Genomic DNA, 24613 nt, shown 5'->3' on the forward strand with positions numbered 1-24613 from the left:
ACTACAGCAGAGGTTTCAGGAAGCGCGCGGTGTGCGAGGCTTCGCACTCTGCGACTGTCTCTGGCGTACCGGAGACAAGGATTTCACCGCCGCCGCTGCCGCCTTCCGGACCGAGATCCACAATCCAGTCCGCGGTTTTGATAACGTCCAGGTTGTGCTCAATCACCACAATCGTGTTGCCCTGATCGCGTAACTGATGCAGCACTTCAAGCAACTGCTGGATATCGGCAAAGTGCAAACCGGTGGTCGGTTCATCCAGGATGTACAGCGTCTGACCCGTCCCGCGTTTGGACAGTTCACGCGCCAGCTTCACGCGCTGCGCCTCACCGCCGGACAGCGTTGTCGCCGACTGCCCCAGACGAATATAGGTCAACCCTACGTCCATCAGCGTTTGCAGCTTACGCGCCAGCGCAGGCACTGCATCAAAGAACTCACGAGCTTCTTCGATGGTCATATCCAGCACTTCGTGGATTGTCTTGCCCTTGTACTTAATCTCCAGCGTTTCACGGTTATAGCGTTTGCCTCTGCACTGATCGCACGGCACATAAATATCCGGCAGGAAGTGCATTTCGACTTTGATCACGCCGTCACCCTGACAGGCTTCACAGCGTCCGCCGCGCACGTTAAAGCTGAAACGTCCCGGCGTATATCCGCGCGAACGTGATTCAGGAACACCCGCAAACAGTTCACGCACAGGCGTAAACACGCCGGTATAGGTCGCCGGGTTAGAACGCGGAGTACGACCAATCGGACTTTGGTCGATATCGATAACTTTATCGAAATGTTCCAGACCATGGATCTCGCGATATGGCGCCGGTTCCGCGAGCGTTGCGCCGTTTAACTGGGTCTGCGCAATCGGGAACAGCGTGTCGTTAATCAGCGTGGATTTACCGGAACCCGAAACGCCCGTTACGCAGGTGAACAGCCCCACCGGCAGCGTCAGGGTCACATCTTTCAGGTTGTTGCCGCGCGCGCCGGTCAGCTTCAACACTTTTTCCGGATTGGCCGCGACGCGCTGCTTCGGAACTTCAATTTTACGCTTGCCGCTCATGAACTGGCCGGTCAACGATTCCGGCACCGCCATAATGTCTTTCAGCGTGCCTTCGGCCACGACCTGACCACCGTGCACACCTGCACCAGGACCGATGTCGATCACGTGGTCAGCGGCGCGGATCGCATCTTCATCGTGCTCAACCACAATCACCGTATTGCCAAGGTTACGCAGATGAATCAGCGTGCCGAGCAGGCGCTCGTTATCGCGCTGATGCAGGCCGATAGACGGTTCATCCAGCACGTACATCACGCCGACCAGGCCCGCGCCAATCTGGCTTGCCAGACGAATACGCTGCGCTTCACCGCCGGAGAGGGTTTCCGCCGAGCGAGAAAGTGACAGATAGTTCAGGCCGACGTTAACCAGGAACTTCAGACGATCGCCGATCTCTTTCAGGATTTTCTCTGCAATTTGCGCGCGTTGGCCCGCAAGCTTGAGATTCGTGAAGAAATCCATCGCATGGCCGATGCTCATATCCGAGATGGTCGGCAGCGCGGTATTCTCGACAAAGACGTGGCGAGCCTCGCGCTTCAGACGCGTCCCCTCGCAGGACGTACAGGAACGGTTGCTGATAAATTTCGACAGTTCTTCGCGCACGGCGCTCGATTCTGTCTCTTTATAACGGCGTTCCATGTTGTGCAGCACGCCTTCAAACGGATGACGACGCACGGACGTATCGCCGCGATCGTTCATGTATTTGAATTCAATATTCTCTTTTCCAGAACCGTACAGCACCACTTTATGAACAGTTGCACCCAGGCTGCCCCACGGCGCATCAACGTCGAATTTGTAGTGTTCCGCCAGTGATTTCAGCATCTGGAAATAGTAGAAATTACGGCGATCCCAGCCGCGAATTGCACCACCCGCCAGCGAAAGCTCTGGGTTCTGGATCACGCGATCCGGATCGAAATATTGCTGCACGCCCAGACCGTCGCAGGTTGGACACGCACCCGCCGGGTTGTTGAACGAAAACAGACGCGGTTCGAGTTCACGCATGCTGTAGCCGCAAATCGGACAGGCAAAATTCGCCGAGAAGAGCAGCTCTTCTGCTTTTGGATCGTCCATGTCAGCCACAACTGCCGATCCGCCGGAGAGATCCAGCGCGGTTTCAAACGATTCGGCTAAGCGCTGCGTGAGGTCTTCGCGCACCTTAAAGCGGTCAACGACCACTTCAATGGTGTGTTTCTTTTGCAGCTCAAGTTTTGGCGGATCCGACAGATCGCACACTTCACCGTCGATACGGGCGCGGATATAACCCTGGCTTGCCAGGTTCTCCAGCGTTTTGGCGTGCTCACCTTTTCGGTCTTTAATGATAGGAGCCAGCAGCATCAGGCGTTTGCCCTCTGGCTGTGCCAGCACGTTATCCACCATTTGGCTGACGGTTTGCGCCGCCAGCGGCACGTCATGGTCCGGGCAGCGCGGTTCACCTACGCGGGCAAACAGCAGGCGCAGGTAGTCGTGAATTTCAGTAATAGTGCCGACCGTTGAGCGCGGGTTGTGCGACGTTGATTTTTGCTCAATCGAAATCGCAGGCGATAACCCTTCAATGTGGTCAACGTCCGGCTTTTCCATCAGCGACAAAAACTGACGCGCATAGGCAGAAAGCGATTCAACGTAACGGCGCTGTCCTTCGGCGTATAAGGTGTCGAAAGCCAGTGATGATTTGCCAGACCCCGAAAGCCCGGTCACGACAATAAGCTTGTCGCGAGGGATTATCAGGTTGATATTCTTGAGATTATGGGTGCGGGCGCCCCGTACTTCGATCTTATCCATTCACCTTTCCCGGTAGAGACTCGGATGCCTGGTTTGTTTGAAGGACAAACGGCAGAAACGGCTAATTATGACACAATCCGACCTGTTTGAATATACAGTATTGGAATGCATTTTCTGATTCGTTGTGCAACAATGTATGGTTCACGCAGATATCTGGAATCCATGCTGCAACTATCAAAATGCTACATGGAAATGATACACTCGCGCGTTACACTATTAAGAAACGAATTCAGGAGACACGATCATGGCCAGCAGAGGCGTAAACAAGGTGATTCTCGTCGGTAATCTGGGCCAGGACCCGGAAGTACGCTACATGCCGAGTGGTGGTGCAGTTGCCAACATTACGCTGGCTACTTCCGAATCCTGGCGTGATAAAGCGACCGGTGAGATGAAAGAGCAGACTGAATGGCACCGCGTTGTGCTGTTTGGCAAACTGGCCGAAGTGGCTGGTGAATATCTGCGTAAAGGTTCTCAGGTGTATATCGAAGGCCAGCTTCGTACCCGTAAATGGACCGATCAGTCCGGTGCAGAGAAGTTCACGACGGAAGTTGTGGTTAACGTTGGCGGCACCATGCAAATGCTGGGTGGTCGTCAGGGTGGTGGTGCTCCGGCAGGCGGTGGTCAGCAGCAGCAGCAGGGCAGTTGGGGTCAACCTCAACAGCCACAGGGCGGCGGCAACCAGTTCAGCGGCGGCGCGCAGTCTCGCCCGCAGCAGCAGTCTGCACCAGCACCGTCTAACGAACCCCCAATGGATTTCGACGACGACATCCCGTTCTGATTGTTATAGACGAAATGCTTTGTACTGCCCGAAGCCCTGCATTTGCAGGGCTTTTTGTTTGAGAAAGTCGGTGTTCAATACGAATATTTCGCGATTGATCAAGTGATGACCACCGGCCAGTCTGGTGGGGTATGGCTCATGGCTTCCATCATGACGACTTTCACATTGCTCCAGATAGTTGCTACGTCCGCCATCGTAATGCCCAGTAAGCCCGTCGCAAACCAACATGCTGCGCCCAACCCCAATAAGGTGCTGATCACGGCGAGCCCAGCGTAATCTGATTTACGGAATTGAATATTTAGCGTGCTGGCTAAAAACATCATCACTGCACTCAATAACGGCCAGCGTAAAAGAACCATGCTGGTAGTAATGGTTGCCATAAAACCTATCCTCGAGATAACAAAAAAGTAACAATGAAACGGTGTTTCACGTTGCAAAATATGTGTGAACTATATCACACTTGTTCTTTTATTCGCCAGTGCTGTTGCCGGGAAACTGTGCGTTACCAGTCGCTTCTGCATAAGGATTTGTCGTAGTGAAAATATATCTTCGCAGGCTAAGAAACAGTTTTACAGGGTGTTTATAAGGAATTCATTAGGATAGCGAAAACAAGTACGACTGAGGTGAGAATAGACAATATTTACAGTATTAATACTATGACTTATGCTTGAACGGACAATTAATTATACGCACAGCTAATAACTCAACCATTTGAATTAATAGATTATTTATTATTTTGTCATTTAATTTTTACACATGCAATTTTTGTATTTACATAAGTATGCGCTGTCTTTTAATAATCATTAAGTCATGTTTTGTGCGAATGTTGAGATATTCGTTATGCCCGACTTTTATTATTCAATCACCTGCGAATAAAAACGATGAAAGACACCTGTCGTGAAATGATTAACGACAGCATGCTGGCTTTGCATGCTTTAGCAAAACTGATGCCGCTGCTTACGCCTCAGCGTTCGCTGACTGAAATGCTGGAAACGATCAATCGTACGCTTGGCTCAACGCTTGCCTGGGTCAGTATCGGTGATGAAAGCGCTGAGCCGCGGGTGGTTTGCGCGGGAGAGGTTGTTTGTCACACGGGTGAAGTGACGAATTTTCTGGCCAGCACGTTGCTGCAACAGCATCATCATTCATGGCGGTCTATTTACTGGAAAGAAAGCGTTGGCAAGGTGATGTTTTCACCTCAGCATCCAGGGCATGCGCAATTACAAAGCGGTGTGTTATACAAATTCTCCTCCCGTGATGGAGGTTGCTGCGGGTATTTCTTTCTCGCGTTTTCCAAGCGTATTGATACATTACCCATCCTGAAAAATATCGTGGTTGTGCTCGCTGAAAAGCTCAAAGATTATTTTGTCGAAATGATTTCACGAGAGCGCATGGCAATAGAAATGCAGCGTGTGGTGACACAATATAAAACGCTGTTTGAACGTGCCCCGGTGCTAATGACCTCTTTTGATCGACATAACCGCTGCGTGTTGTGGAACGGTGAATGCGAAAAAGTATTTGGCTGGAGCATGGAGGAAATCAATGCTTATCCCGAACCATTGGCGCTTTTTTATCCCGACCCCGCAGAACGACGACGGGTACGCGATTCAATCCATCTTTCATCCCTGAAAGATATGTACGAGTGGCACCCGCTGCGAAAAGACGGATCGCAGCTCACGATTTTGTGGTCGAATATTCTCCTGCCCGACAGCTCTATTTTGAACATTGGCCTGGATATCACCGAACGCAAAAATGCGGAGCGCCAGCTTGCGGTGAGGGCCACCACTGACGACCTCACCGGATGTTTTAATCGCTCCGCTATTTTGCAGAAGCTTCAGGCGGCGACGGAGTGCAATCAGCTGTCAGAAACGGAAGGTCCTTTCTGCGTGTTGATGTTCGATCTGGACTACTTCAAGCAGATCAACGATGAGTGGGGTCATCAGGTTGGGGACGCGGCCCTTGTCTATTTTTGCGATCGGCTGCGAGAATTGAGCCCGAGACTGTCTGCACTGGGTCGGGTTGGTGGCGAGGAGTTTTTGCTCCTGCTCACGCAAGCCGATAGCCAGGCCGCGATGGCGCTCTCGACAACGCTGCGTTCCTCGCTCTTTGACAGACCCCTGCTGGTCGAAGACAAAGCGTTGGTTCTTTCCTTTAGTGCTGGCGTGGTAGAGGTCTGTCATGGTCAACACGACACCTCTTCACTTCTTACGCGTGCCGATAAAGCGCTATATGCTGCAAAACGTAGCGGCAGAGGAAAAACGGTGATCTCCGTTGATTATTTATAAATCATCATTCGGAATGGTTATCTGCAAATAATCTGAAATTTCATGATCAAGTTGTATTTTTTTCATGCTGTTGCGAGTTTGGCTTAATCAATGATCCCCTGTCGTGTTATCTTAAAACTCACCGGTAATGCTGGATAATAACTTTCCTTAATAAAAACGAAACGCATTCTTTTAGTTTGAGTTACGGACACATATTATCGTCATAACTAAGTTTGAGAATTTTAATACTAAAAGTCAGTTGCTAACTTCGCATGATTCATGCAACGTAATCACCTGTTTATCAAAGCATCCGGCCTTCATTACTACAGGCACACATATTGCAGGGATATAGGGCGGAAATGAATCGTAGCGCACGGCGCAAGGTGCTGAGGGTAGTCGGGGTCATCATGGTAGTTTTGCTACCTGTGATGCTTGCGCTATGGTTTGCCCAGCTAAGAGCCGTTACCGAAACAAGCAGTCAGCTACGAACCTTTGCCCAACTCGCTTTAGATAAAACTGAACTCGTTATTGAACAGGTTGATTTAGCCCGCGACGCCGCCAAAAAATACCAGGGTGAAGTGTGTTCGCCTGCGCATCGGCAATATATGTTAAATGTCGTTCGTGGACGGCTCTACGTTGCCGATTTAATATATGCAGATGGCCAGCGTTTTTTATGTTCCACGGTCTCCACGCCAGATCAACCCTACATTATCCCTGGCGCAAATTACACACGTAAACCCGACGTCTCAATCTATTATTTCCGCGATACGCCTTTCTTCGCCGGTTATAAAATGACATATATGCAGCGCGGAAATTATGTGGTGGTGGTCAACCCATTGTCATACGGTGAAGTCATGACAGCCGACCATGCATTGACATGGGGTGTATATGACACGGTAACCAACAATTTCTTTTCCGTGAGTCCACACGCCGAGATTTCTTTATTACATTCGCTATTAGGTAATTCTGAGCAAGCATTTCAAAGTGATGGACGTTTTTACACCACCGCGAATTCTACGAAACGTCCTATCGCCGCGATTGTTTCCACCTCGAATACTCGATTTTATGAAGTTCTCTATCATCAGGCGACATTGACGCTGCCGCTAGGGATGATTTGCAGCATTATTATATTGCTGGTGTGGTCACGTACACATCGAGAATTTAATTCACCTGGACGTTTATTGCACCGCGCATTAAATAAACGCCAGCTGTGTGTACATTATCAGCCCATTATTGATATAAAAAATAAGCAATGTGTGGGTGCAGAAGCACTACTTCGCTGGCCGGGCTTTAACGGTCAGGTGATGAGTCCCGCAGAATTTATTCCGCTGGCAGAAAAAGAGGGAATGATCGAGCGGATCACCGATTATGTTGTTGAAGAGGTCTTTAACGATCTTGGGCATTTTCTGGGTAACAACCCGCATCTTTATATCTCCATTAACCTGTCGGCATCCGATTTCCACTCTTCTCGCCTGATCGCCCTGATCTCTGATAAAGCTCAGCACTATTCTGTGCGCGCTCAACAAATTAAAATTGAAGTGACAGAGCGTGGGTTTATTGATGTACCGAAAACCACGCCTGTAATTCAGGCTTTCCGTCAGGCCGGTTATGAAGTCGCGATCGACGACTTTGGTACCGGTTATTCCAACCTGCATAACCTGTACTCACTGAACGTGGACATTCTGAAAATCGATAAATCATTTATCGATACCCTGACCACCAACAGTACCAGCCATCTGATTGCAGAGCACATCATTGAGATGGCCCAGAGCTTGCGGCTGAAAACCATTGCTGAAGGGGTGGAGACGGCGGAGCAGGTGACATGGCTACTGAAGCGCGGTGTGCAATATTGCCAGGGCTGGCATTTTGCGAAGGCGATGCCGCCGCAAGAATTTATGGACTGGCAGCAGCACCCTGTTCACGTTCTGGTCCCGCGTACCAGCTAGTTGAGCTGGTGGCGGTAATCGCTCGGGGTGCGATCAAATTCGCGTCTAAACACCCGGGAAAATGTCTGTTGCGACACGTATCCTAAATCCATCGCGATATCAAAAATCGGGCGGCGCGTGCTGCGCAGCGCCTGCGCTGCCAAAAGTAATCTGCGCTGACGAATGTAATCTCCCAGCGTCTGATGCATGACCGTGCGGAACATTCTCTGCAAATACCATTTCGAATAGCCCGACTTCTTCGCCACGGCGTCAATGCTTAATGGTTGGTCGATATGTTCATCAATCCATTCAATCAATGTCTGAATAATTTGCTGATGTGACATAAGGTTGCCCCTCTTTAAATACAACACTTTCAGTTGATTGGTCGTTTTCTCTGCGGGGGAGTATAATTCCTCAAGTTAACTTGAGGTAAAGAGGTTTTATGGAAAAGAGATTACCGAGAATTAAAGCGTTGCTCACACCGGGTGAAGTCGCAAAACGCAGCGGGGTGGCGGTCTCGGCGCTGCATTTCTATGAAACAAAAGGGCTGATTAAAAGTATCCGCAACGGTGGCAACCAGCGCCGTTATACCCGTGATGTGCTGCGTTACGTGGCGATTATCAAAATTGCGCAACGCATCGGGATCCCGTTGGCGACCATCAGCGACGCCTTTGGCGTGCTGCCGGAGGGCCATTCGCTGAGTGCAAAAGAGTGGAAAGATCTCTCCTCACAGTGGCGCGAGGAGCTGGACCGGCGTATCCATACGCTGGTTGCGCTGCGCGATGAGCTGGATGGATGCATCGGGTGTGGGTGTCTTTCCCGGAGCGATTGCCCGTTGCGTAACCCTGGCGACAAACTGGGTGAGCAGGGCACGGGTGCGCGGTTGCTGGGCGAAGAATAAAAAACTAAAGCGCCAGACTAAGGCGCTTTAGTTTATTCCCGGTCTTTGTCTTTCACTCTATCCCGCTGGTTCACGGGAGGGTTTCCCCCGACATCAGCACCCCTCATGTCGAGCAGTTGGGGAGGTTCCGGTTTGTGCTGACACTTTAATTGTATGCAAAATCGTCATCTTCGCCAGCGCGAACGTTCAGATTTTAGCCAAAATTTTTTCGCGGAGTTGTGCAATTTTCTATAGTTAGTTTGTATGAATCAGAGGAGAAAACCATGCTCACGCTCCACCATTTGAATCAATCCCGTTCACAGCGCGTGATCTGGGCGCTTGAAGAACTTGACGTGCCGTATCAAATTGTCCGCTATCAGCGCGAAAAAACCATGCTGGCGCCGCCGTCACTCAAGAAAATCCACCCGCTGGGTAAATCGCCCGTGGTAGAGGATAACGGACTGATCCTCGCAGAATCGGGTGCAATTCTTGAATACTTGCAAGAAACCTATGATCCCCAGTCGCATCTCAAGCCTCAGGATGCGGCGCAGAAAACCCAGTATCGCTTCTGGCTGCATTACGCCGAAGGGTCGCTGATGCCCTTGCTGATGATGAAACTGGTCTTTAACAGTCTGGGTAAACCGCCGGTGCCTTTCGGCATGCGAACGTTGGGTAACCTGCTGGGGCAGGGCGTGCAGAAAGGCTATCTCAACCGTCAGATTGAAACGCATGCGCGTTTTGTCGAATCGCATCTGGCCGAGAACAGCTGGTTCGCAGGCGATCATCTCAGCATGGCGGATATTCAGATGAGCTTCCCGGTCTTCGCGTTGCTTGCGCGCGGTGGAATCGACAACCTCCCGCATCTACACGCGTGGAAGAAAAAGGTTGAAATGCGTCCGGCGTGGCAACGTGCGATTCAACAGGGTGGACCCTTTGAAATCCCCGGATAAACATTAATTGTTATTAAATTGCGCATTCACGATAACGTTTGCGCATCCTCTGGTTATTTCTTCAGCGTCATAAGCTAATTTTAGCGAAAAACGACAAAGTTAAGTTGAAAACGCCCTGTATTAGGCTAGATAATCGTTTGCCTTCAATTAACCACCCGTTTTGTAAGCGCGGAGCTAAACGTTTGCTTTTTTTGTGACGGCCCCTATTCGTCACAAACGCAGCACAAGGATTTGACGTTTCGCTGGCAGTGGAGTTGTCCACCACGCTTATAAACGAATGATAAAAATTCTCAGGGGATGTTTTCTATGTCTACGCCTTCAGCGCGTACTGGCGGTTCACTCGACGCCATGTTTAAAATTTCTGCTCGCGGCAGCACCGTGCGTCAGGAAGTTGTCGCCGGTCTGACGACCTTCCTGGCGATGGTTTACTCCGTGATCGTTGTGCCGGGCATGCTGGGTAAAGCGGGTTTCCCGCCTGCTGCGGTGTTCGTTGCCACCTGTCTGGTTGCGGGTCTGGGTTCTATCGTGATGGGCCTGTGGGCTAACCTGCCGCTGGCGATTGGTTGCGCAATTTCACTGACCGCATTTACCGCATTCAGCCTGGTGCTGGGTCAGCACATCAGCGTGCCCGTTGCGCTGGGTGCGGTGTTCCTGATGGGTGTGCTGTTTACCGTGATTTCTGCGACCGGCATCCGTAGCTGGATCTTGCGGAACCTGCCGCAAGGCGTCGCGCACGGTACAGGCATCGGTATCGGTCTGTTCCTGCTGCTGATTGCCGCCAACGGCGTGGGCCTGGTCGTTAAAAACCCGCTGGATGGTTTGCCGGTTGCGATGGGCCATTTCGCCAGCTTCCCGGTGATCATGTCGCTTATTGGCCTGGCGTTCATTATCGGTCTGGAAAAACTGAAAGTGCCTGGCGGTATCTTGCTGACGATTATCGGGATTTCCGTGGTTGGGCTGCTTTTCGATCCGACCGTTCACTTCTCCGGTATCTTTGCCATGCCGTCGCTGAGTGATGAGCATGGCAACTCGCTGATTGGTAGCCTCGATATTGTCGGTGCGCTGAACCCGATTGTGCTGCCAAGCGTGTTGGCGCTGGTCATGACCGCGGTCTTTGACGCCACGGGGACTATTCGTGCGGTCGCGGGTCAGGCTAATTTGCTGGATAAAGACGGCCAGATTATCGATGGCGGCAAAGCGCTGACCACCGACTCCCTGAGCAGCGTGTTCTCCGGTCTGGTGGGCGCGGCTCCGGCAGCGGTCTACATCGAGTCAGCCGCGGGTACAGCGGCAGGCGGCAAAACCGGTCTGACGGCTATCACCGTCGGCGTGCTGTTCTTGCTGATCCTGTTCCTCTCGCCGCTCTCTTATCTGGTGCCGGTTTATGCGACCGCACCGGCGCTGATGTACGTCGGCCTGCTGATGCTGAGCAACGTGGCGAAAATCGATTTTACCGATTTCGTTGACGCGATGTCCGGCCTGATTACCGCCGTCTTTATCGTGCTGACCTGCAATATCGTCACCGGCATCATGATCGGCTTTGCCTCACTGGTGATTGGTCGTCTGGTGTCGGGCGAATGGCGCAAGCTGAACGTTGGCACCGTGGTGATCGCGATCGCGCTGGTCGCGTTCTATGCGGGCGGCTGGGCCATCTGATTTAGCAGAACCTGCGAAAACGGGTGGCTTAGGCCGCCCGTTTTCATTTTCAGACCACATCTCGTTGTCATTTGCGTTACTCTGAAGAGGGTAAAATAGAAGCACGACGCTTCATGTTTTAGACAATAAGAAACACGCAAACAGGGAACGCATGGAAATTTTCTTCACCATTCTCATCATGACCCTCGTGGTCTCACTTTCCGGGGTAGTCACCCGCGTACTACCCTTCCAGTTACCCCTCCCGCTGATGCAAATTGCCATTGGCGCACTATTGGCATGGCCGACGTTTGGCTTGCATGTGGAGTTCGATCCCGAACTGTTCCTCGTACTGTTTATCCCGCCGCTGCTGTTTGCCGACGGCTGGAAAACGCCTACGCGCGAGTTCCTTGAGCACGGGCGAGAGATATTCGGCCTCGCGCTGGCCCTGGTGGTCGTCACGGTGGTCGGGATAGGCTTCCTGATCTACTGGATTGTGCCGGGCATTCCGCTGATTCCAGCCTTTGCGCTGGCCGCCGTGCTGTCGCCTACCGATGCCGTGGCGCTGTCCGGTATTGTCGGCGAAGGGCGTATTCCGAAGAAAATCATGGGGATTTTGCAGGGTGAGGCGCTAATGAATGACGCCTCTGGCCTGGTGGCGCTCAAGTTTGCTGTCGCCGTGGCGATGGGCACCATGATTTTCACTATCGGCGGTGCGACCGTTGAGTTTTTCAAAGTGGCAATTGGCGGCATCCTGGCCGGTTTCGTCGTCAGTTGGCTGTATGGCCGTTCGCTGGGCTTCCTCAGTCGCTGGGGCGGCGATGAGCCTGCGACGCAAATCGTTCTGCTGTTCCTGCTGCCGTTCGCGTCCTATCTGATTGCAGAACATATCGGCGTGTCGGGCATCCTCGCGGCCGTGGCGGCGGGGATGACCATCACCCGTGCAGGTGTGATGCGCCGTGCGCCGCTGGCGATGCGTCTGCGCGCCAACAGTACGTGGGCGATGCTTGAGTTTGTGTTTAACGGCATGGTTTTCCTGCTATTGGGCCTGCAGCTTCCGGGCATTCTGGAATCCTCGCTGGTGGCGGCCGAAGCCGATCCGAACGTTGAAACCTGGATGCTGTTTACCGATATCGTGCTGATTTACGTTGCGCTGATGCTGGTACGCTTTGGCTGGCTGTGGACGATGAAAAACTTCAGCATGCGCTTCCTGAAGAATAAGCCAATGGAGTTTGGCTCGTGGACCACGCGCGAACTGCTGATTGCGTCGTTTGCGGGCGTGCGTGGGGCCATTACTCTTGCCGGTGTGCTCTCTATTCCGCTGCTTCTGCCCGACGGAAACGTCTTCCCGGCGCGTTACGAGCTGGTATTTTTAGCGGCGGGCGTGATTCTGTTCTCACTGTTTATTGGCGTGGTAATGCTGCCGATTCTGCTGCAACATCTGGAAGTGGCCGACCATGCCCAGCAGCAGAAAGAGGAGCGCATCGCGCGCGCCGCAACGGCAGAAGTGGCGATTGTGGCGATCCAGAAAATGGAAGAGCGCCTTGCCGCAGACATCGAAGAGAACATTGATAACCAGCTGCTGACCGAGGTCAGTTCGCGCGTGATCGGTAACCTGCGCCGTCGTGCCGATGGGAGCAACGATGTTGAAAGCTCCATGCTGGCCGAGAAACTTGAGCGCCGTTTCCGCCTGGCCGCGCTGCGCTCCGAGCGCGCCGAGCTGTACCACCTGCGCGCGACGCGCCAGATCAGCAATGAGACGCTGCAAAAATTGCTGCACGATCTCGATTTGCTGGAAGCGCTGTTGATCGAGAGTCAGTAGGGTATTTCTCCTCCCGCCAGGGCAGAGAGAAGGCTTCAAATTGATGATTGGCACAATTCACGCCCTCTCTATCCAGGGAGAGGGCGGGTTGGGGGGGAACATGGTGCTCAAGAGGTTATTCCGTTCACTTCCAGAAACGTGCTTCTCTATGATGACGGAACATGTGAACGAGCCATGGCGGCTCAATCGCCGCCGCCCTGGCGACCCGGGCTCCCGGCAAGAAAATCGCCGCTTCGCGGTGCCTTCGTCTCCTTCCCTACGTCTTCGGGTCGGGCGCGATCCTGCATCCCTGCGGGTCACGCCCTCTCCGCGCATCCATGCGCGTCGCCCCGGCCTTTGGTCAACGACTCAGCGATTTATCGCCGGACCAGGGCATCGCTTTTAGTTCTGAATTACCCCTCATCTCATTTCTGGCTGATGATAAAGTGAGAACCCCGCATCCCGTCAGGGTGAAGGGACCCAAAACCCCTCGCAGCACGTCAGCCACGCCTGCGCGCTGTTCGACAGATAAACCCCTTCGCGCCAAATCATGCCCAACTGCCAGTGAAGATCGCTTTCGAGTGGGATCCAGCGCAGCGTGTTTTTATCCAGCCGCTCGCAAATGGGTTGCGGCAAAATCGCGATGCCCACACCCGCCTGTACCATTGCCGCGAGGAAATCCCACTGGCCGCTGCGCACGGCAATGCGCGGCTTTACATCGTGCTGAGTAAACAGCTGCATCAGTTGGCGGCTGAGGGCGAAATCTTCGTTGTAAATCAGCAGGGGATGTTCTGCCAGCAGCTCGGGTTTAACGGTTTCAACACTGAGCCAATCACCTGATCGTGGAACCAAAACGCACAGCGGATGGCTGAACAGCGGCAGCGTCGCCAGGCCGCTGTCTTCTTCAACGGGCAGGGCGGTCATCGCCAGATCCAACTCCCCGTTCATCACCGCCTGCTGCACGGTTAACCCGCCAAATTCAGAGATTTTTAGCTCGACGCCAGGATAGCGCTGGCGATACAGGCTGATCGGTCCGGCCATCATCATTCCCACCATCGGCGGAATGCCGAGGCGCAGCAGCCCTTTGTTCAGATGGTTAATATCGCCAAGCTCCGCTTCCAGCTGGCGGAACTCCGCCAGAATCGCCAGTCCACGTTCAAACACCACGCGCCCGGTATCGGTGAGCAACAGCTTGCGCCCGTCGCGAATCAGCAGGGTACAGTTCAGTTCGTCTTCGAGGTTTTTCAACATTTTGCTGATGGTGGGCTGGGTGACAAACAGCTTTTCCGCTGCGCGAGTAAAACTCTGCTGGCGAACCACTTCGACGAAATAGCGCAGCGTTCTGATGTCCATGATTATTCCCCGAGACTATGCATTCGATGATTTTAATTCATTTCAGTCCGTTACGTGCGGTCTCTATACTGGCGCTTCATCTCATTTCAAGGAAATCCCCATGGCCGTGGCGTTAAGTCGTGTTACGCCTGCCGTTGTGCAACGACTCCAGATTCCGGTGCAGGTCGGGCTGTATGCTGGCGTGTTTGTTTTCGCAGAGTACCTCGTCAACTGGCTGCATTTGCCGCTGCCCGCCAACCTGGTGGGCATGATGTTAATGCTGACGCTGATTGTGTGTCGCGTTATCCCGCTGAACTGGGTGCGCGCAGGCGCAAGCTGGCTACTGGCGGAAATGCTGCTGTTTTTCGTGCCAGCGGTGGTGGCGGTGGTCAATTACGCCCAACTGCTGATGGTCGATGGCTGGCGCATTTTTGCCGTCATTGCGCTGAGTACGTTAATGGTGCTGGGCGCGACGGCGTGGGTAGTGGATAAAGTGTATCGCTTTGAAATCAGCAGGCTGAAGCATGACTAATTTTCAGGTCAGCCTGCTGTGTCTTATCGCCACGCTGGTTATCTATTTTGCCAATAAGCGCCTGTATCGTCGCTTTCATAAATTGCCGCTGATGCCGCTGGTGTTCACGCCCATTTTGCTGGTGCTGATGCTCATTTTTGGCCACATCTCCTGGCAGAATTACATTGGCGAATCGCACTGGCTGCTGTGGCTTTTAGGCCCGGCGACCATCGCGTTTGCCGTTCCCGTGTACGACAATCTCGCCATTATAAAACGTCACTGGATGTCGCTGACCGCAGGCGTGGTGACCGCGACGGTGGTCGCCGTCACCAGCTCCGTCTGGCTGGCGCGCTGGTTTACGTTATCGGATGAAATTCAGCGCAGCCTGGCGGTGCGATCGGTGACGACGCCGTTTGCGCTGGCGGCGGCAAAACTGCTGGGCGGCCAGCCGGATCTGGTGGCGCTGTTTGTCGTTGTCACCGGCGTGTTTGGCATGGCAGTCGGCGATATTCTGTTTTTGCGTTTGTCGATTCGGGAAGGCATGGCGAAAGGTGCCGGGTTTGGTGCGGCGTCGCACGGCGCAGGCACGGCGCGATCCTATGAGCTAGGTCAGCAAGAAGGCGTGGTCGCGAGTCTGGTGATGATGCTGTCAGGCGTGGTGATGGTGCTGGCAGCGCCGCTGGTGGCGTGGATGATGTTCTAAAATTCCCCGGCCGCGCTGGCCGGGGAGAGACGTCGATCAGTGCGCGCGGCCCTGATCGATGCCTAAGCCGGTTTGAGAACGGATAAACTGGGCGCGGAATTTCTCACGCTCCAGCTTACCTTCGGCTGAATTATCGTTGGCCGAGAAGAACCAAATCCCAATAAACGCCACGGCAATCGAGAACAGCGCCGGGTATTCGTACGGGAAGATGGCTTTTTCGTGACCGAGGATCTGCACCCAAATGGTTGGGCCGAGGATCATCAGAATTACCGCCGTCAGCAGGCCCAGCCAGCCGCCAGTCATCGCCCCACGGGTAGTCAGTTTTGACCAGTACATCGAGAGCAGGATGATCGGGAAGTTACAGCTTGCCGCAATCGAGAAGGCCAGTCCCACCATAAAGGCGATGTTCTGATTCTCGAACAGAATACCCAGCAGAATCGCCACCACGCCCAGAATCAGAACCGTGATTTTGGAGACTTTTAGCTCCTGACGTTCCGTCGCGCCTTTACGCCACACGTTGGCATACAGATCGTGTGAAACAGCGGATGCACCCGCTAGCGTCAGGCCCGCCACAACCGCCAGAATGGTGGCGAAGGCGACAGCGGAGATAAAGCCGAGGAACAGGTTACCGCCCACGGCATCGGCCAGATGCACCGCCGCCATGTTATTACCGCCAATCAGCGCGCCAGCAGCATCTTTGAACGCCGGATTCGCACCCACCAGCATGATCGCGCCAAAGCCGATAATAAAGGTCAGGATGTAGAAATAACCCATAAAACCGGTGGCGTAAAACACGCTTTTACGTGCTTCGCGGGCGTCTGACACCGTAAAGAAACGCATCAGAATGTGCGGCAAGCCTGCGGTACCAAACATCAATCCGAGACCAAGCGACAGGGCGGATATCGGATCTTTGACCAGCCCGCCCGGGCTCATAATCGCTTCCCCTTTCGGGTGAACCGCCATCGCCTGGGTAAACAGATTATTGAAGCTGAAGCCCACGTGTTTCATGACCATGAAGGCCATAAAGCTTGCGCCGAACAGCAGCAATACCGCTTTGATGATTTGCACCCACGTGGTGGCGAGCATGCCGCCGAACAGAACGTACATCACCATCAGCACACCCACCAGCACCACGGCGATGTGATAGTTCAGGCCGAACAGCAGCTGAATCAGTTTGCCTGCCCCGACCATTTGCGCGATCAGGTACAGCGCGACGACCACCAGCGAACCGCAGGCGGACAGGGTGCGGATCGGTCCCTGTTTCAGGCGATAAGATGCCACGTCGGCGAAGGTGTAGCGCCCAAGATTACGCAGACGTTCGGCGATCAGGAACAGAATAATCGGCCAGCCCACGAGGAAGCCGAGCGAGTAAATCAGCCCGTCGTAGCCGGAGGTGTACACCAGCGCAGAAATCCCCAGGAACGATGCGGCGGACATAAAGTCACCCGCAATCGCCAGCCCGTTCTGGAAGCCGGTAATATTGCCGCCCGCCGTGTAATAATCATTACGTGAGCGCACGCGTTTCGACGCCCAGTAGGTGATATACAGCGTCAGCAGCACGAAAATCAGGAACATGATAATCGCCTGCCAGTTGGTTGGCTGGCGTTCCACCGCGCCGGTGAGTGCATCAGCGGCGTTGGCCGCGAAGGGCAGTGTGGCGGCTAGCGCCGTCAGGACTCGCTTCATGGTGCTTTTACCTCACGCAACACTTCTTTGTTAAGGCGATCAAATTCACCGTTCGCGCGTACGACGTACACGCCAGTCAGCACAAATGAAATCACAATCACGCCGATACCGATGGGAATGCCGCGCGTCACGCTGGTTCCGGCATGCAAAGGCGTACCGAGCCAGTGCGGTGCAAAGGCGATCAGCAGAATAAAACCGACATAGATAATCAGCATGATGATAGAAAGCGTGAAGGCAAACCGTTGCCGTTTTTCGACGAGCTCCTTGAAATGCGCACTGTTTTCTATCCGTTGATAAATGTTGTCATTCATCACAGAACTCTCCAGAGTTCCCCTGCGTCTTTCACGCTGCAGGTGCGTTGGCCGCACTCACCCACCCCAGTCACATAGTTCGCTATGCTCCTGAGATGTGTTCGCTTGCCGCCTTCCTGCAACGCGAAATCCTTTGGGGAGGGTTTATTATTATTCCCTCTCCCGTGAGGGAGAGGGGCAGGGTGAGGGGTTACGATGGCATCGCGATGGCCTGCTTCTCTTCAAGCAGTTTTTCCACTACGCCTGGATCGGCGAGCGTTGAGGTATCACCCAGATTGCTGGTGTCACCCGCCGCGATTTTGCGCAGAATTCGGCGCATGATTTTGCCGGAACGGGTTTTCGGCAGGGAGTCGGTCCAGTGCAGCACGTCTGGTGTGGCAAGCGGACCAATCTCTTTACGCACCCAGTTGCGCACTTCGGTGTACAGTTCAGGCGTGGGCTCTTCGCCGTGATTCAGCGTGACGTAAGCATAAATCGCCTGGCCTTTGATGTTGTGCGGAATTCCCACCACTGCCGCTTCGGCAATCTTCGGATGCGACACCAGCGCCGACTCAATTTCCGCTGTCCCCAGACGGTGGCCGGAGACGTTCAGCACGTCATCCACGCGCCCGGTGATCCAGAAATAGCCGTCTTCGTCACGACGCGCGCCATCACCGCTGAAATACATGTTTTTGAAGGTCGAGAAATAGGTCTGCTCAAAGCGCTCGTGATCGCCAAACAGCGTACGCGCCTGACCCGGCCAGGAGTCGGTGATCACCAGATTGCCCTCGGTTGCCCCTTCCAGCGGATTCCCTTCGTTATCCACCAGCGCAGGCTGCACGCCGAAGAACGGATGGGTTGCCGAACCGGCTTTCAGCTGGGTCGCGCCTGGCATTGGGGTGATCATGAAGCCGCCCGTTTCGGTCTGCCACCAGGTGTCGATCACCGGGCATTTTTCGTTACCGATTTTCTTCCAGTACCATTCCCACGCTTCCGGGTTGATAGGCTCGCCCACGGAGCCGAGAATGCGCAGGGAAGAGCGATCGGTGCCGTCGATAGCTTTGTCGCCCTCCGCCATCAGGGCGCGGATCGCCGTCGGTGCGGTATACAGAATATTCACTTTATGTTTATCAACCACCTGACACATACGCGCAGGCGTCGGCCAGTTGGGTACGCCTTCAAACATCAGCGTAGTTGCACCGCAGGCCAGCGGGCCGTACAGCAGATAGCTGTGACCGGTGACCCAGCCGACGTCAGCGGTACACCAGTAAATATCCCCCTGATGATAATCAAAGACATATTTAAAGGTGGAGGCCGCGTACACCAGATAGCCGCCGGTGGTGTGCAGCACGCCTTTCGGCTTGCCGGTAGAGCCGGAGGTGTACAGGATAAAGAGCGGATCTTCGGCGTTCATCTCTTCGGGCTGGTGCTGGTCGCTGGCTTGTTCAATCAGGTCGCTCCACCACAGGTCGCGACCCTCTTTCCACTCGACATTGCCGCCGGTACGCTTGAAGACCACGACGTTGCTGATGCTCTTCACGTTCGGGTTTTTCAGCGCTTCATCAACGTTTTTCTTCAACGGAATGCTGCGTCCCGCGCGCACGCCTTCATCGGCGGTGATCACCAGTTTTGAATTGGAATCGACAATGCGTCCGGCAACGGCTTCCGGCGAAAATCCACCGAAAATCACCGAATGGATCGCCCCGATGCGCGCGCAGGCGAGCATGGCGACGGCCGCTTCGGGCACCATCGGCATATAAATGGCGACCACATCGCCTTTTTTGATGCCTTGCGCCAGCAGGACGTTGGCGAAACGGCACACGTCGCGGTGCAGCTCTTTATAGGTGATGTGCTTGCTTTGGGAGGCATCGTCGCCTTCCCAGATAATGGCGGTCTGGTTGCCGCGCTCGGCGAGATGTCTGTCCAGGCAGTTGGCCGCGAGATTCAGCGTGCCGTCTTCATACCATTTAATGGAGACATTACCCGGCGCAAAAGAGGTGTTTTTCACCTTCTGATACGGCTTGATCCAGTCAAGGATTTTGCCCTGCTCGCCCCAGAAGGCGTCAGGATCAGAAATCGAGTGCTGATACTTCTCTTTATACTGCTCCGGATTAATCAGGCAATGGTCCGCAATATTTGCGGGAATGTCGTGTTTATGGATTTGGCTCATGGCTTTTATTCTCCTTGTAGGATGTTAATAATATGTCGCAAAAACGTTAATTGTAGGGGCTTTGCCAGCTTTGTTTGTTATTTGGGCGACAGATCACGCAATGTTTGAATAGTTCGAAAAAGCAGCGAATGACACTTAGAAGGGAAATAATTCAGGTGAATGATTATTCACAAATAATGAAAAAAAACCGTTTTTATAACAAAAGGTTATTAATGGGAATTATTACAAATTAGCGTCATATGACCTTTTGTCAGTGAAAAGCTTCGTTCTATAAGGCTTGCACAGCAGGCCATGCAGATGATAATGATACGCCGCGTTAAAAAACCCTATAAACCAACGCAACACAATTCATACCCTTTCAGTATGTGTCCCTATTCATTACTGGATCAGGACGCTTCATTGAGGAAGTCTGTTTTTATGAAAATTTTGAAAATCAGCCTGGCCTGGCAAATTCTGCTCGCCCTTGTGCTGGGTATCTTGCTGGGTAGTTATCTGCATTATCATAGCGACAGCCGCGAGTGGCTGGTGGTGAACATGCTGTCTCCTGCCGGAGATATCTTTATTCACCTGATCAAAATGATTGTTGTCCCGATTGTGATTTCGACGCTGGTGGTCGGTATTGCAGGCGTCGGCGATGCGAAGCAGTTAGGCCGCATCGGTGCAAAAACCATCCTTTATTTCGAAGTGATCACTACGGTTGCCATCATTCTGGGTATCACGCTGGCGAATGTGTTCCAGCCTGGGTCCGGGATTGATATGTCGCAGCTGGCGACGGTGGATATTTCGAAATACCAAAGCACAACGGCAGAAGTGCAAAGCCATGCTCATGGCCTGATGGGAACAATTCTTTCGCTGGTGCCGACTAATATCGTGGCGTCGATGGCGAAGGGCGAAATGCTGCCGATCATCTTCTTCTCGGTGCTGTTTGGTCTGGGGCTTTCGTCCTTGCCGGCCACGCATCGGGAACCTTTGGTCACGGTGTTCCGGTCGATTTCCGAAACCATGTTTAAAGTGACGCATATGGTGATGCGTTATGCTCCGGTGGGCGTGTTTGCGCTGATTGCTGTCACCGTAGCGAACTTCGGTTTTGCCTCGCTGTGGCCGCTGGCGAAGCTGGTGATTTTGGTACACTTCGCGATTCTGTTCTTTGCGCTGGTGGTGCTGGGTCTGGTGGCGCGCATCTGCGGATTGCGCATCTGGATCCTGATTCGCATCCTGAAAGAGGAGCTGATTCTGGCGTACTCCACGGCCAGCTCTGAGAGCGTGCTGCCGCGTATTATTGAGAAGATGGAAGCCTACGGTGCACCGGCGTCTATCACCAGTTTTGTGGTGCCGACGGGGTACTCGTTTAACCTGGATGGCTCCACGCTGTATCAGAGTATTGCGGCGATCTTTATCGCGCAGCTGTACGGAATCGATCTGTCACTGTGGCAGGAAATCGTGCTGGTACTGACGCTGATGGTGACGTCGAAAGGCATCGCAGGCGTGCCGGGCGTGTCGTTTGTGGTCCTGCTGGCAACGCTGGGCAGCGTCGGTATTCCGCTGGAAGGTCTGGCCTTTATCGCGGGTGTTGACCGTATCCTCGACATGGCGCGTACCGCGTTAAACGTGGTGGGCAATGCGCTGGCGGTGCTGGTGATCGCCAAGTGGGAACATCAGTTCGACCGCAAAAAAGCGATGGCGTACGAGCGGGAAGTGCTAGGTTGTTTCGATAAGACAGCCGATCGGTAATGCTTTCTCTCCCTCTCTCAGCAGAGAGAGGGAACCCTTTTATTCTCCGCTCAACGCCTCAAACTCTTCGCAGCCCGTATCAAATCCTTCGCTACAGCTCAGATTGAACCAGTACAGCGCTTTCTGTTTGTTTGGCGTGATGAATCCCTTTTCACCCTGCTGGAACACCATTCCGGCCCAGTATTCCGCATATCCGGTTCGTGAAAGGGCTGAGCTGCGTTTAAGCCACAGTTCGGCCTGGGCATCATCCTGCGCCATCTCTACGCCGTTGGCGTAAATCAGGCCTAACAGCATTTGCGCATCTACCGCCGAATCGTTATCGATATCGTCCGTCGCGGTTTGCAGCAATGTGATCGCCTGCGGATAGTCAGTGGGTCCCGCCTGGGTGTTCACCAGCAGTCGCGCCAGCATGATGGCACCACGTTTGCTGCCCGCAAGCGTAGCCTGCTGCGCCAGCGATTTTGCCTGAGCATATTCGCCATGCTTAAAATGAATTTGCGCGAGCAGCGCCATGGCGTCGATATCACCGCCCCTGGCAGCCTTTTCGGCCCACAGCCCGGCCTGCTTGTCATCACCCGAGCTGAACCAGGTGTCTGCCAGGTAGTATTGCGCGCGTGCATCACCGGCTTCGGCTTTATCTTTAAATTGGCTGCCAATTTCGTCAGCGTTGGCAAACGCGGTAAACAGTGACAACAGTATAACAATGAGTTTCATGGATTCTTATCGTTGGGGTACCTATCGCGCAGTATAAAGGGTAAGACGGCCAATGGAACGAAAACTCACGTTAAGCTTTTATGCAAAATATATAACGTTACGGCGAGAGTAATATTTACAGGGGTAATGAATTTCAGAATATGAATGTTCACTCTGACGGAGAAAACCGAAATAAAAATGGGATGAATAAATCATCCCATTTCATTATTGAACGCCGCGTGAGAATCAACCCATGGCGCTTTCGCGCAAACGGGCTTTCAGCTTCGCATATTCATCAATGACATATTGTTCGGCAGAATGCTGATCGGCGATAGGCTCGACGCGCACGGCGCAATACTTATATTCCGGCGTTTTGGTTATCGGGCTTAAGTTTTCCGTCACCAGCTCGTTACAGGCCCCAATCCACCACTGATAGGTCATGTACACCGCGCCTTTATTGGGGCGATCGCTGACCTGTGCACGGGTGATAATGCGGCCCTTACGTGAACTTACCCACACCAGCGCTTCATCTTCGATACCCAGTCGCGCGGCATCGGCGGTGTTGATCTGCGCGTAGCCCGGTTCGTCAGCCAGCGCTGCCAGCGCCGCGCAGTTACCGGTCATCGAGCGGCATGAATAGTGGCCCACTTCACGCACCGTGGAGAGCACCATCGGATACTCGTCGGTGAGCTTATCGACAGGCGCGACCCAGTCGCAGGTGAAGAACTGCGCCAGTCCGTTCGGGGTATCGAATTTCTCTTTAAAGAGATACGACGTTCCCTGATCGGCATCCGATTCGTCGCGGCACGGCCACTGAATATACCCCAGCTCACCCATTTTATCGTAGGTGGCGCCGGTGAAATCCGGACACAGATGGCGCAACTCGTCCCAAATTTCCTGGGTGTTGTTGTAGTGCATCGGATAGCCCATACGGGTCGCGATTTCGCTGATAATCTGCCAGTCGGTTTTCAGATCCCACTTCGGCTCCACCGCTTTAAAGAAGCGCTGGAAGCCGCGATCCGCCGCCGTGTAAACCCCTTCATGCTCGCCCCATGACGTTGACGGTAAAATCACATCCGCCGCCGCTGCTGTTTTGGTCATAAAGATGTCCTGCACAATCACCAGCTCGAGATCCTCAAACCCTTTACGCACCGCAGAAAGCTCGGCATCGGTTTGCAGCGGATCTTCGCCCATGATGTACGCCGCGCGCACTTCGCCATGCGCCGCACGATGCGGCAGCTCGCTGATGCGATACCCGGTATGCTCAGGCAGGCTTTCAACGCCCCAGGCTTTGGCGAATTTCGCGCGGTTTTCCGGGAATTTAACGTACTGATAGCCCGGATAGGTATCCGGCAGCGCGCCCATATCACAGGCGCCCTGAACGTTGTTTTGCCCGCGCACCGGGTTGACGCCCACGTGCGGCTTGCCAAGATTCCCGGTCAACATCGCCAGGCTTGTCAGCGAGCGCACGGTTTCCACGCCCTGATAGAACTGTGTGACGCCCATGCCCCACAGAATCGACGCGGTTTTTGCTGCGGCATACATTCGCGCGGCCTGGCGAATCTCGTGCGCGGTCACGCCCGTGATCGTTTCGACCGACTCCGGCGTGTAGCCTTCGACAATCTTGCGATACTCTTCAAACCCTTCGGTACGGCTGGCCACAAACGCCTGGTCGTACAGGTTTTCTTCAATGATGACGTGCCCCATCGCGTTGAGCAGGGCGATGTTTGAGCCATTTCTTAACGCGATGTGCATATCCGCAATACGCGCCGTCTCGATTTTACGCGGATCGCAGACGATGATTTTCGCTCCGTTGCGCTTCGCATTAATGACGTGATTCGCCACGATCGGATGTGAATCCGCCGGGTTATAGCCGAAAATAAACACCAGATCGGTGTTATCTATTTCGTTGATAGCATTACTCATTGCGCCGTTACCGACCGACTGGTGCAGACCTGCAACCGATGGGCCGTGTCAGACGCGAGCGCAGCAATCGACGTTATTGGTACCAATAACGGCGCGCGCGAATTTTTGCATTACATAGTTGGTTTCGTTACCCGTCCCGCGTGATGAGCCGGTGGTTTGGATCGCATCCGGGCCATACTTCGCTTTGATGTCGCTCAGGCGGCTGGCGACGTAATCCAGCGCTTCATCCCAGGAGACAGACTCCAGTTTGCCACCGCGCGTACGGCGGATCATCGGGGTTTTCAGACGGGGGGTCAGGATCTGGGTATCGTTAATAAAATCCCAGCCGTAGTAGCCTTTCAGGCACAGCGTGCCCTGATTGGTCTTACCCTGCGCAGCCTCCGCCCGAACGATTTTGCCGTTATCGACCACCAGGTTTATCTTGCAACCCGAGGCACAATAGGGGCAAACCGTGACGACTTTTTTCATCGGTCTCGCTCCAGTTAATCAGTTCTTCGCACCCATTATGCAGCTTCTA

General features: G+C 53.7%; 19 protein-coding genes. 10 read left to right on the forward strand and 9 right to left on the reverse strand.

The window, feature by feature from the left end; genetic code table 11:
* Position 1: 1 nt before the first annotated feature.
* On the reverse strand, positions 2-2824 hold the full coding sequence (gene uvrA / locus I6L74_RS10065) for an excinuclease ABC subunit UvrA (protein WP_059179851.1): 2823 nt from the start codon (positions 2822-2824) through the stop codon (positions 2-4).
* Between the two features lie 244 nt (positions 2825-3068).
* On the opposite strand from uvrA, the gene ssb1 reads away from it, so the two are divergent.
* Positions 3069-3602 carry a single-stranded DNA-binding protein SSB1 gene (ssb1, locus tag I6L74_RS10070; protein ID WP_059179852.1) on the forward strand — a complete coding sequence of 178 codons (534 nt, stop codon included), beginning with the start codon at positions 3069-3071 and terminating at the stop codon, positions 3600-3602.
* A 98-nt stretch (positions 3603-3700) separates the two neighbouring features.
* Here ssb1 and I6L74_RS10075 read toward each other — a convergent pair whose 3' ends face one another.
* Complete coding sequence (locus I6L74_RS10075; protein WP_059179853.1) at positions 3701-3982, reverse strand: YjcB family protein; 282 nt, start codon at positions 3980-3982, stop codon at positions 3701-3703.
* Positions 3983-4483: 501 nt separating this feature from the next.
* On the opposite strand from I6L74_RS10075, the gene I6L74_RS10080 reads away from it, so the two are divergent.
* Positions 4484-5887: a sensor domain-containing diguanylate cyclase gene (locus tag I6L74_RS10080; protein ID WP_059179854.1), complete on the forward strand. Its 1404-nt coding sequence runs from the start codon at positions 4484-4486 to the stop codon at positions 5885-5887.
* Between the two features lie 338 nt (positions 5888-6225).
* Complete coding sequence (pdeC, locus tag I6L74_RS10085; protein WP_059179855.1) at positions 6226-7812, forward strand: cyclic di-3',5'-guanosine monophosphate phosphodiesterase PdeC; 1587 nt, start codon at positions 6226-6228, stop codon at positions 7810-7812.
* On the opposite strand, the gene soxS is transcribed toward pdeC, so the two are convergent.
* Positions 7809-8135: a superoxide response transcriptional regulator SoxS gene (gene soxS / locus I6L74_RS10090; protein ID WP_059179856.1), complete on the reverse strand. Its 327-nt coding sequence runs from the start codon at positions 8133-8135 to the stop codon at positions 7809-7811. The genes pdeC and soxS overlap by 4 nt on opposite strands.
* 98 nt (positions 8136-8233) lie before the next feature.
* On the opposite strand from soxS, the gene soxR reads away from it, so the two are divergent.
* The 4 genes from soxR to I6L74_RS10110 all read left to right on the forward strand — a co-directional run bounded on the left by soxR (position 8234) and on the right by I6L74_RS10110 (position 13075).
* Positions 8234-8692, forward strand: coding sequence for a redox-sensitive transcriptional activator SoxR (gene soxR, locus I6L74_RS10095; RefSeq protein WP_011915529.1), 459 nt, complete (start codon positions 8234-8236; stop codon positions 8690-8692).
* Between the two features lie 263 nt (positions 8693-8955).
* A complete protein-coding gene (locus I6L74_RS10100) occupies positions 8956-9621 on the forward strand; it encodes a glutathione S-transferase family protein (protein ID WP_059179857.1) in 666 nt (221 codons plus the stop codon).
* 306 nt (positions 9622-9927) lie between these two features.
* The gene (ghxP, locus tag I6L74_RS10105) at positions 9928-11277 is read left to right on the forward strand and encodes a guanine/hypoxanthine transporter GhxP (RefSeq protein WP_059179858.1); all 1350 of its coding nucleotides are present in this window, start codon (positions 9928-9930) and stop codon (positions 11275-11277) included.
* Positions 11278-11428: 151 nt separating this feature from the next.
* The gene (locus tag I6L74_RS10110; RefSeq protein ID WP_059179859.1) at positions 11429-13075 is read left to right on the forward strand and encodes a Na+/H+ antiporter; all 1647 of its coding nucleotides are present in this window, start codon (positions 11429-11431) and stop codon (positions 13073-13075) included.
* Between the two features lie 444 nt (positions 13076-13519).
* Here I6L74_RS10110 and I6L74_RS10115 read toward each other — a convergent pair whose 3' ends face one another.
* On the reverse strand, positions 13520-14407 hold the full coding sequence (locus tag I6L74_RS10115) for a LysR family transcriptional regulator (RefSeq protein ID WP_059179860.1): 888 nt from the start codon (positions 14405-14407) through the stop codon (positions 13520-13522).
* A gap of 100 nt (positions 14408-14507) precedes the next feature.
* On the opposite strand from I6L74_RS10115, the gene I6L74_RS10120 reads away from it, so the two are divergent.
* Positions 14508-14918 carry a CidA/LrgA family protein gene (locus I6L74_RS10120; RefSeq protein ID WP_059179861.1) on the forward strand — a complete coding sequence of 137 codons (411 nt, stop codon included), beginning with the start codon at positions 14508-14510 and terminating at the stop codon, positions 14916-14918.
* Positions 14911-15600, forward strand: a complete 690-nt coding sequence (locus tag I6L74_RS10125; RefSeq protein ID WP_059179862.1) for an LrgB family protein — start codon at positions 14911-14913, stop codon at positions 15598-15600. Before I6L74_RS10120 ends, I6L74_RS10125 begins: the two co-directional genes overlap by 8 nt.
* 36 nt (positions 15601-15636) lie before the next feature.
* Here I6L74_RS10125 and actP read toward each other — a convergent pair whose 3' ends face one another.
* The 3 genes from actP to acs all read right to left on the reverse strand — a co-directional run bounded on the left by actP (position 15637) and on the right by acs (position 19746).
* Positions 15637-17286, reverse strand: a complete 1650-nt coding sequence (actP, locus tag I6L74_RS10130) for a cation/acetate symporter ActP (protein ID WP_059179863.1) — start codon at positions 17284-17286, stop codon at positions 15637-15639.
* Complete coding sequence (locus I6L74_RS10135; protein WP_059179864.1) at positions 17283-17597, reverse strand: DUF485 domain-containing protein; 315 nt, start codon at positions 17595-17597, stop codon at positions 17283-17285. Before I6L74_RS10135 ends, actP begins: the two co-directional genes overlap by 4 nt.
* 190 nt (positions 17598-17787) lie before the next feature.
* Positions 17788-19746 (reverse strand): acetate--CoA ligase, encoded by a 1959-nt coding sequence (acs, locus tag I6L74_RS10140; protein ID WP_059179865.1) that lies wholly within the window; start codon positions 19744-19746, stop codon positions 17788-17790.
* 417 nt (positions 19747-20163) lie between these two features.
* Between acs and gltP the strand changes: the two genes are divergently transcribed.
* Positions 20164-21477, forward strand: a complete 1314-nt coding sequence (gene gltP / locus I6L74_RS10145) for a glutamate/aspartate:proton symporter GltP (RefSeq protein ID WP_059179866.1) — start codon at positions 20164-20166, stop codon at positions 21475-21477.
* Between the two features lie 39 nt (positions 21478-21516).
* Here the strand turns inward: gltP and I6L74_RS10150 are convergent, their stop codons facing one another.
* On the reverse strand, positions 21517-22191 hold the full coding sequence (locus tag I6L74_RS10150) for a tetratricopeptide repeat protein (RefSeq protein ID WP_059179867.1): 675 nt from the start codon (positions 22189-22191) through the stop codon (positions 21517-21519).
* A gap of 225 nt (positions 22192-22416) precedes the next feature.
* The gene (fdhF, locus tag I6L74_RS10155; protein WP_082691943.1) at positions 22417-24564 is read right to left on the reverse strand and encodes a formate dehydrogenase subunit alpha; all 2148 of its coding nucleotides are present in this window, start codon (positions 24562-24564) and stop codon (positions 22417-22419) included.
* Positions 24565-24613: the final 49 nt, after the last annotated feature.

Source organism: Lelliottia amnigena (assembly GCF_019047465.1).
In the GTDB taxonomy this organism is placed as follows: domain Bacteria; phylum Pseudomonadota; class Gammaproteobacteria; order Enterobacterales; family Enterobacteriaceae; genus Enterobacter; species Enterobacter amnigenus.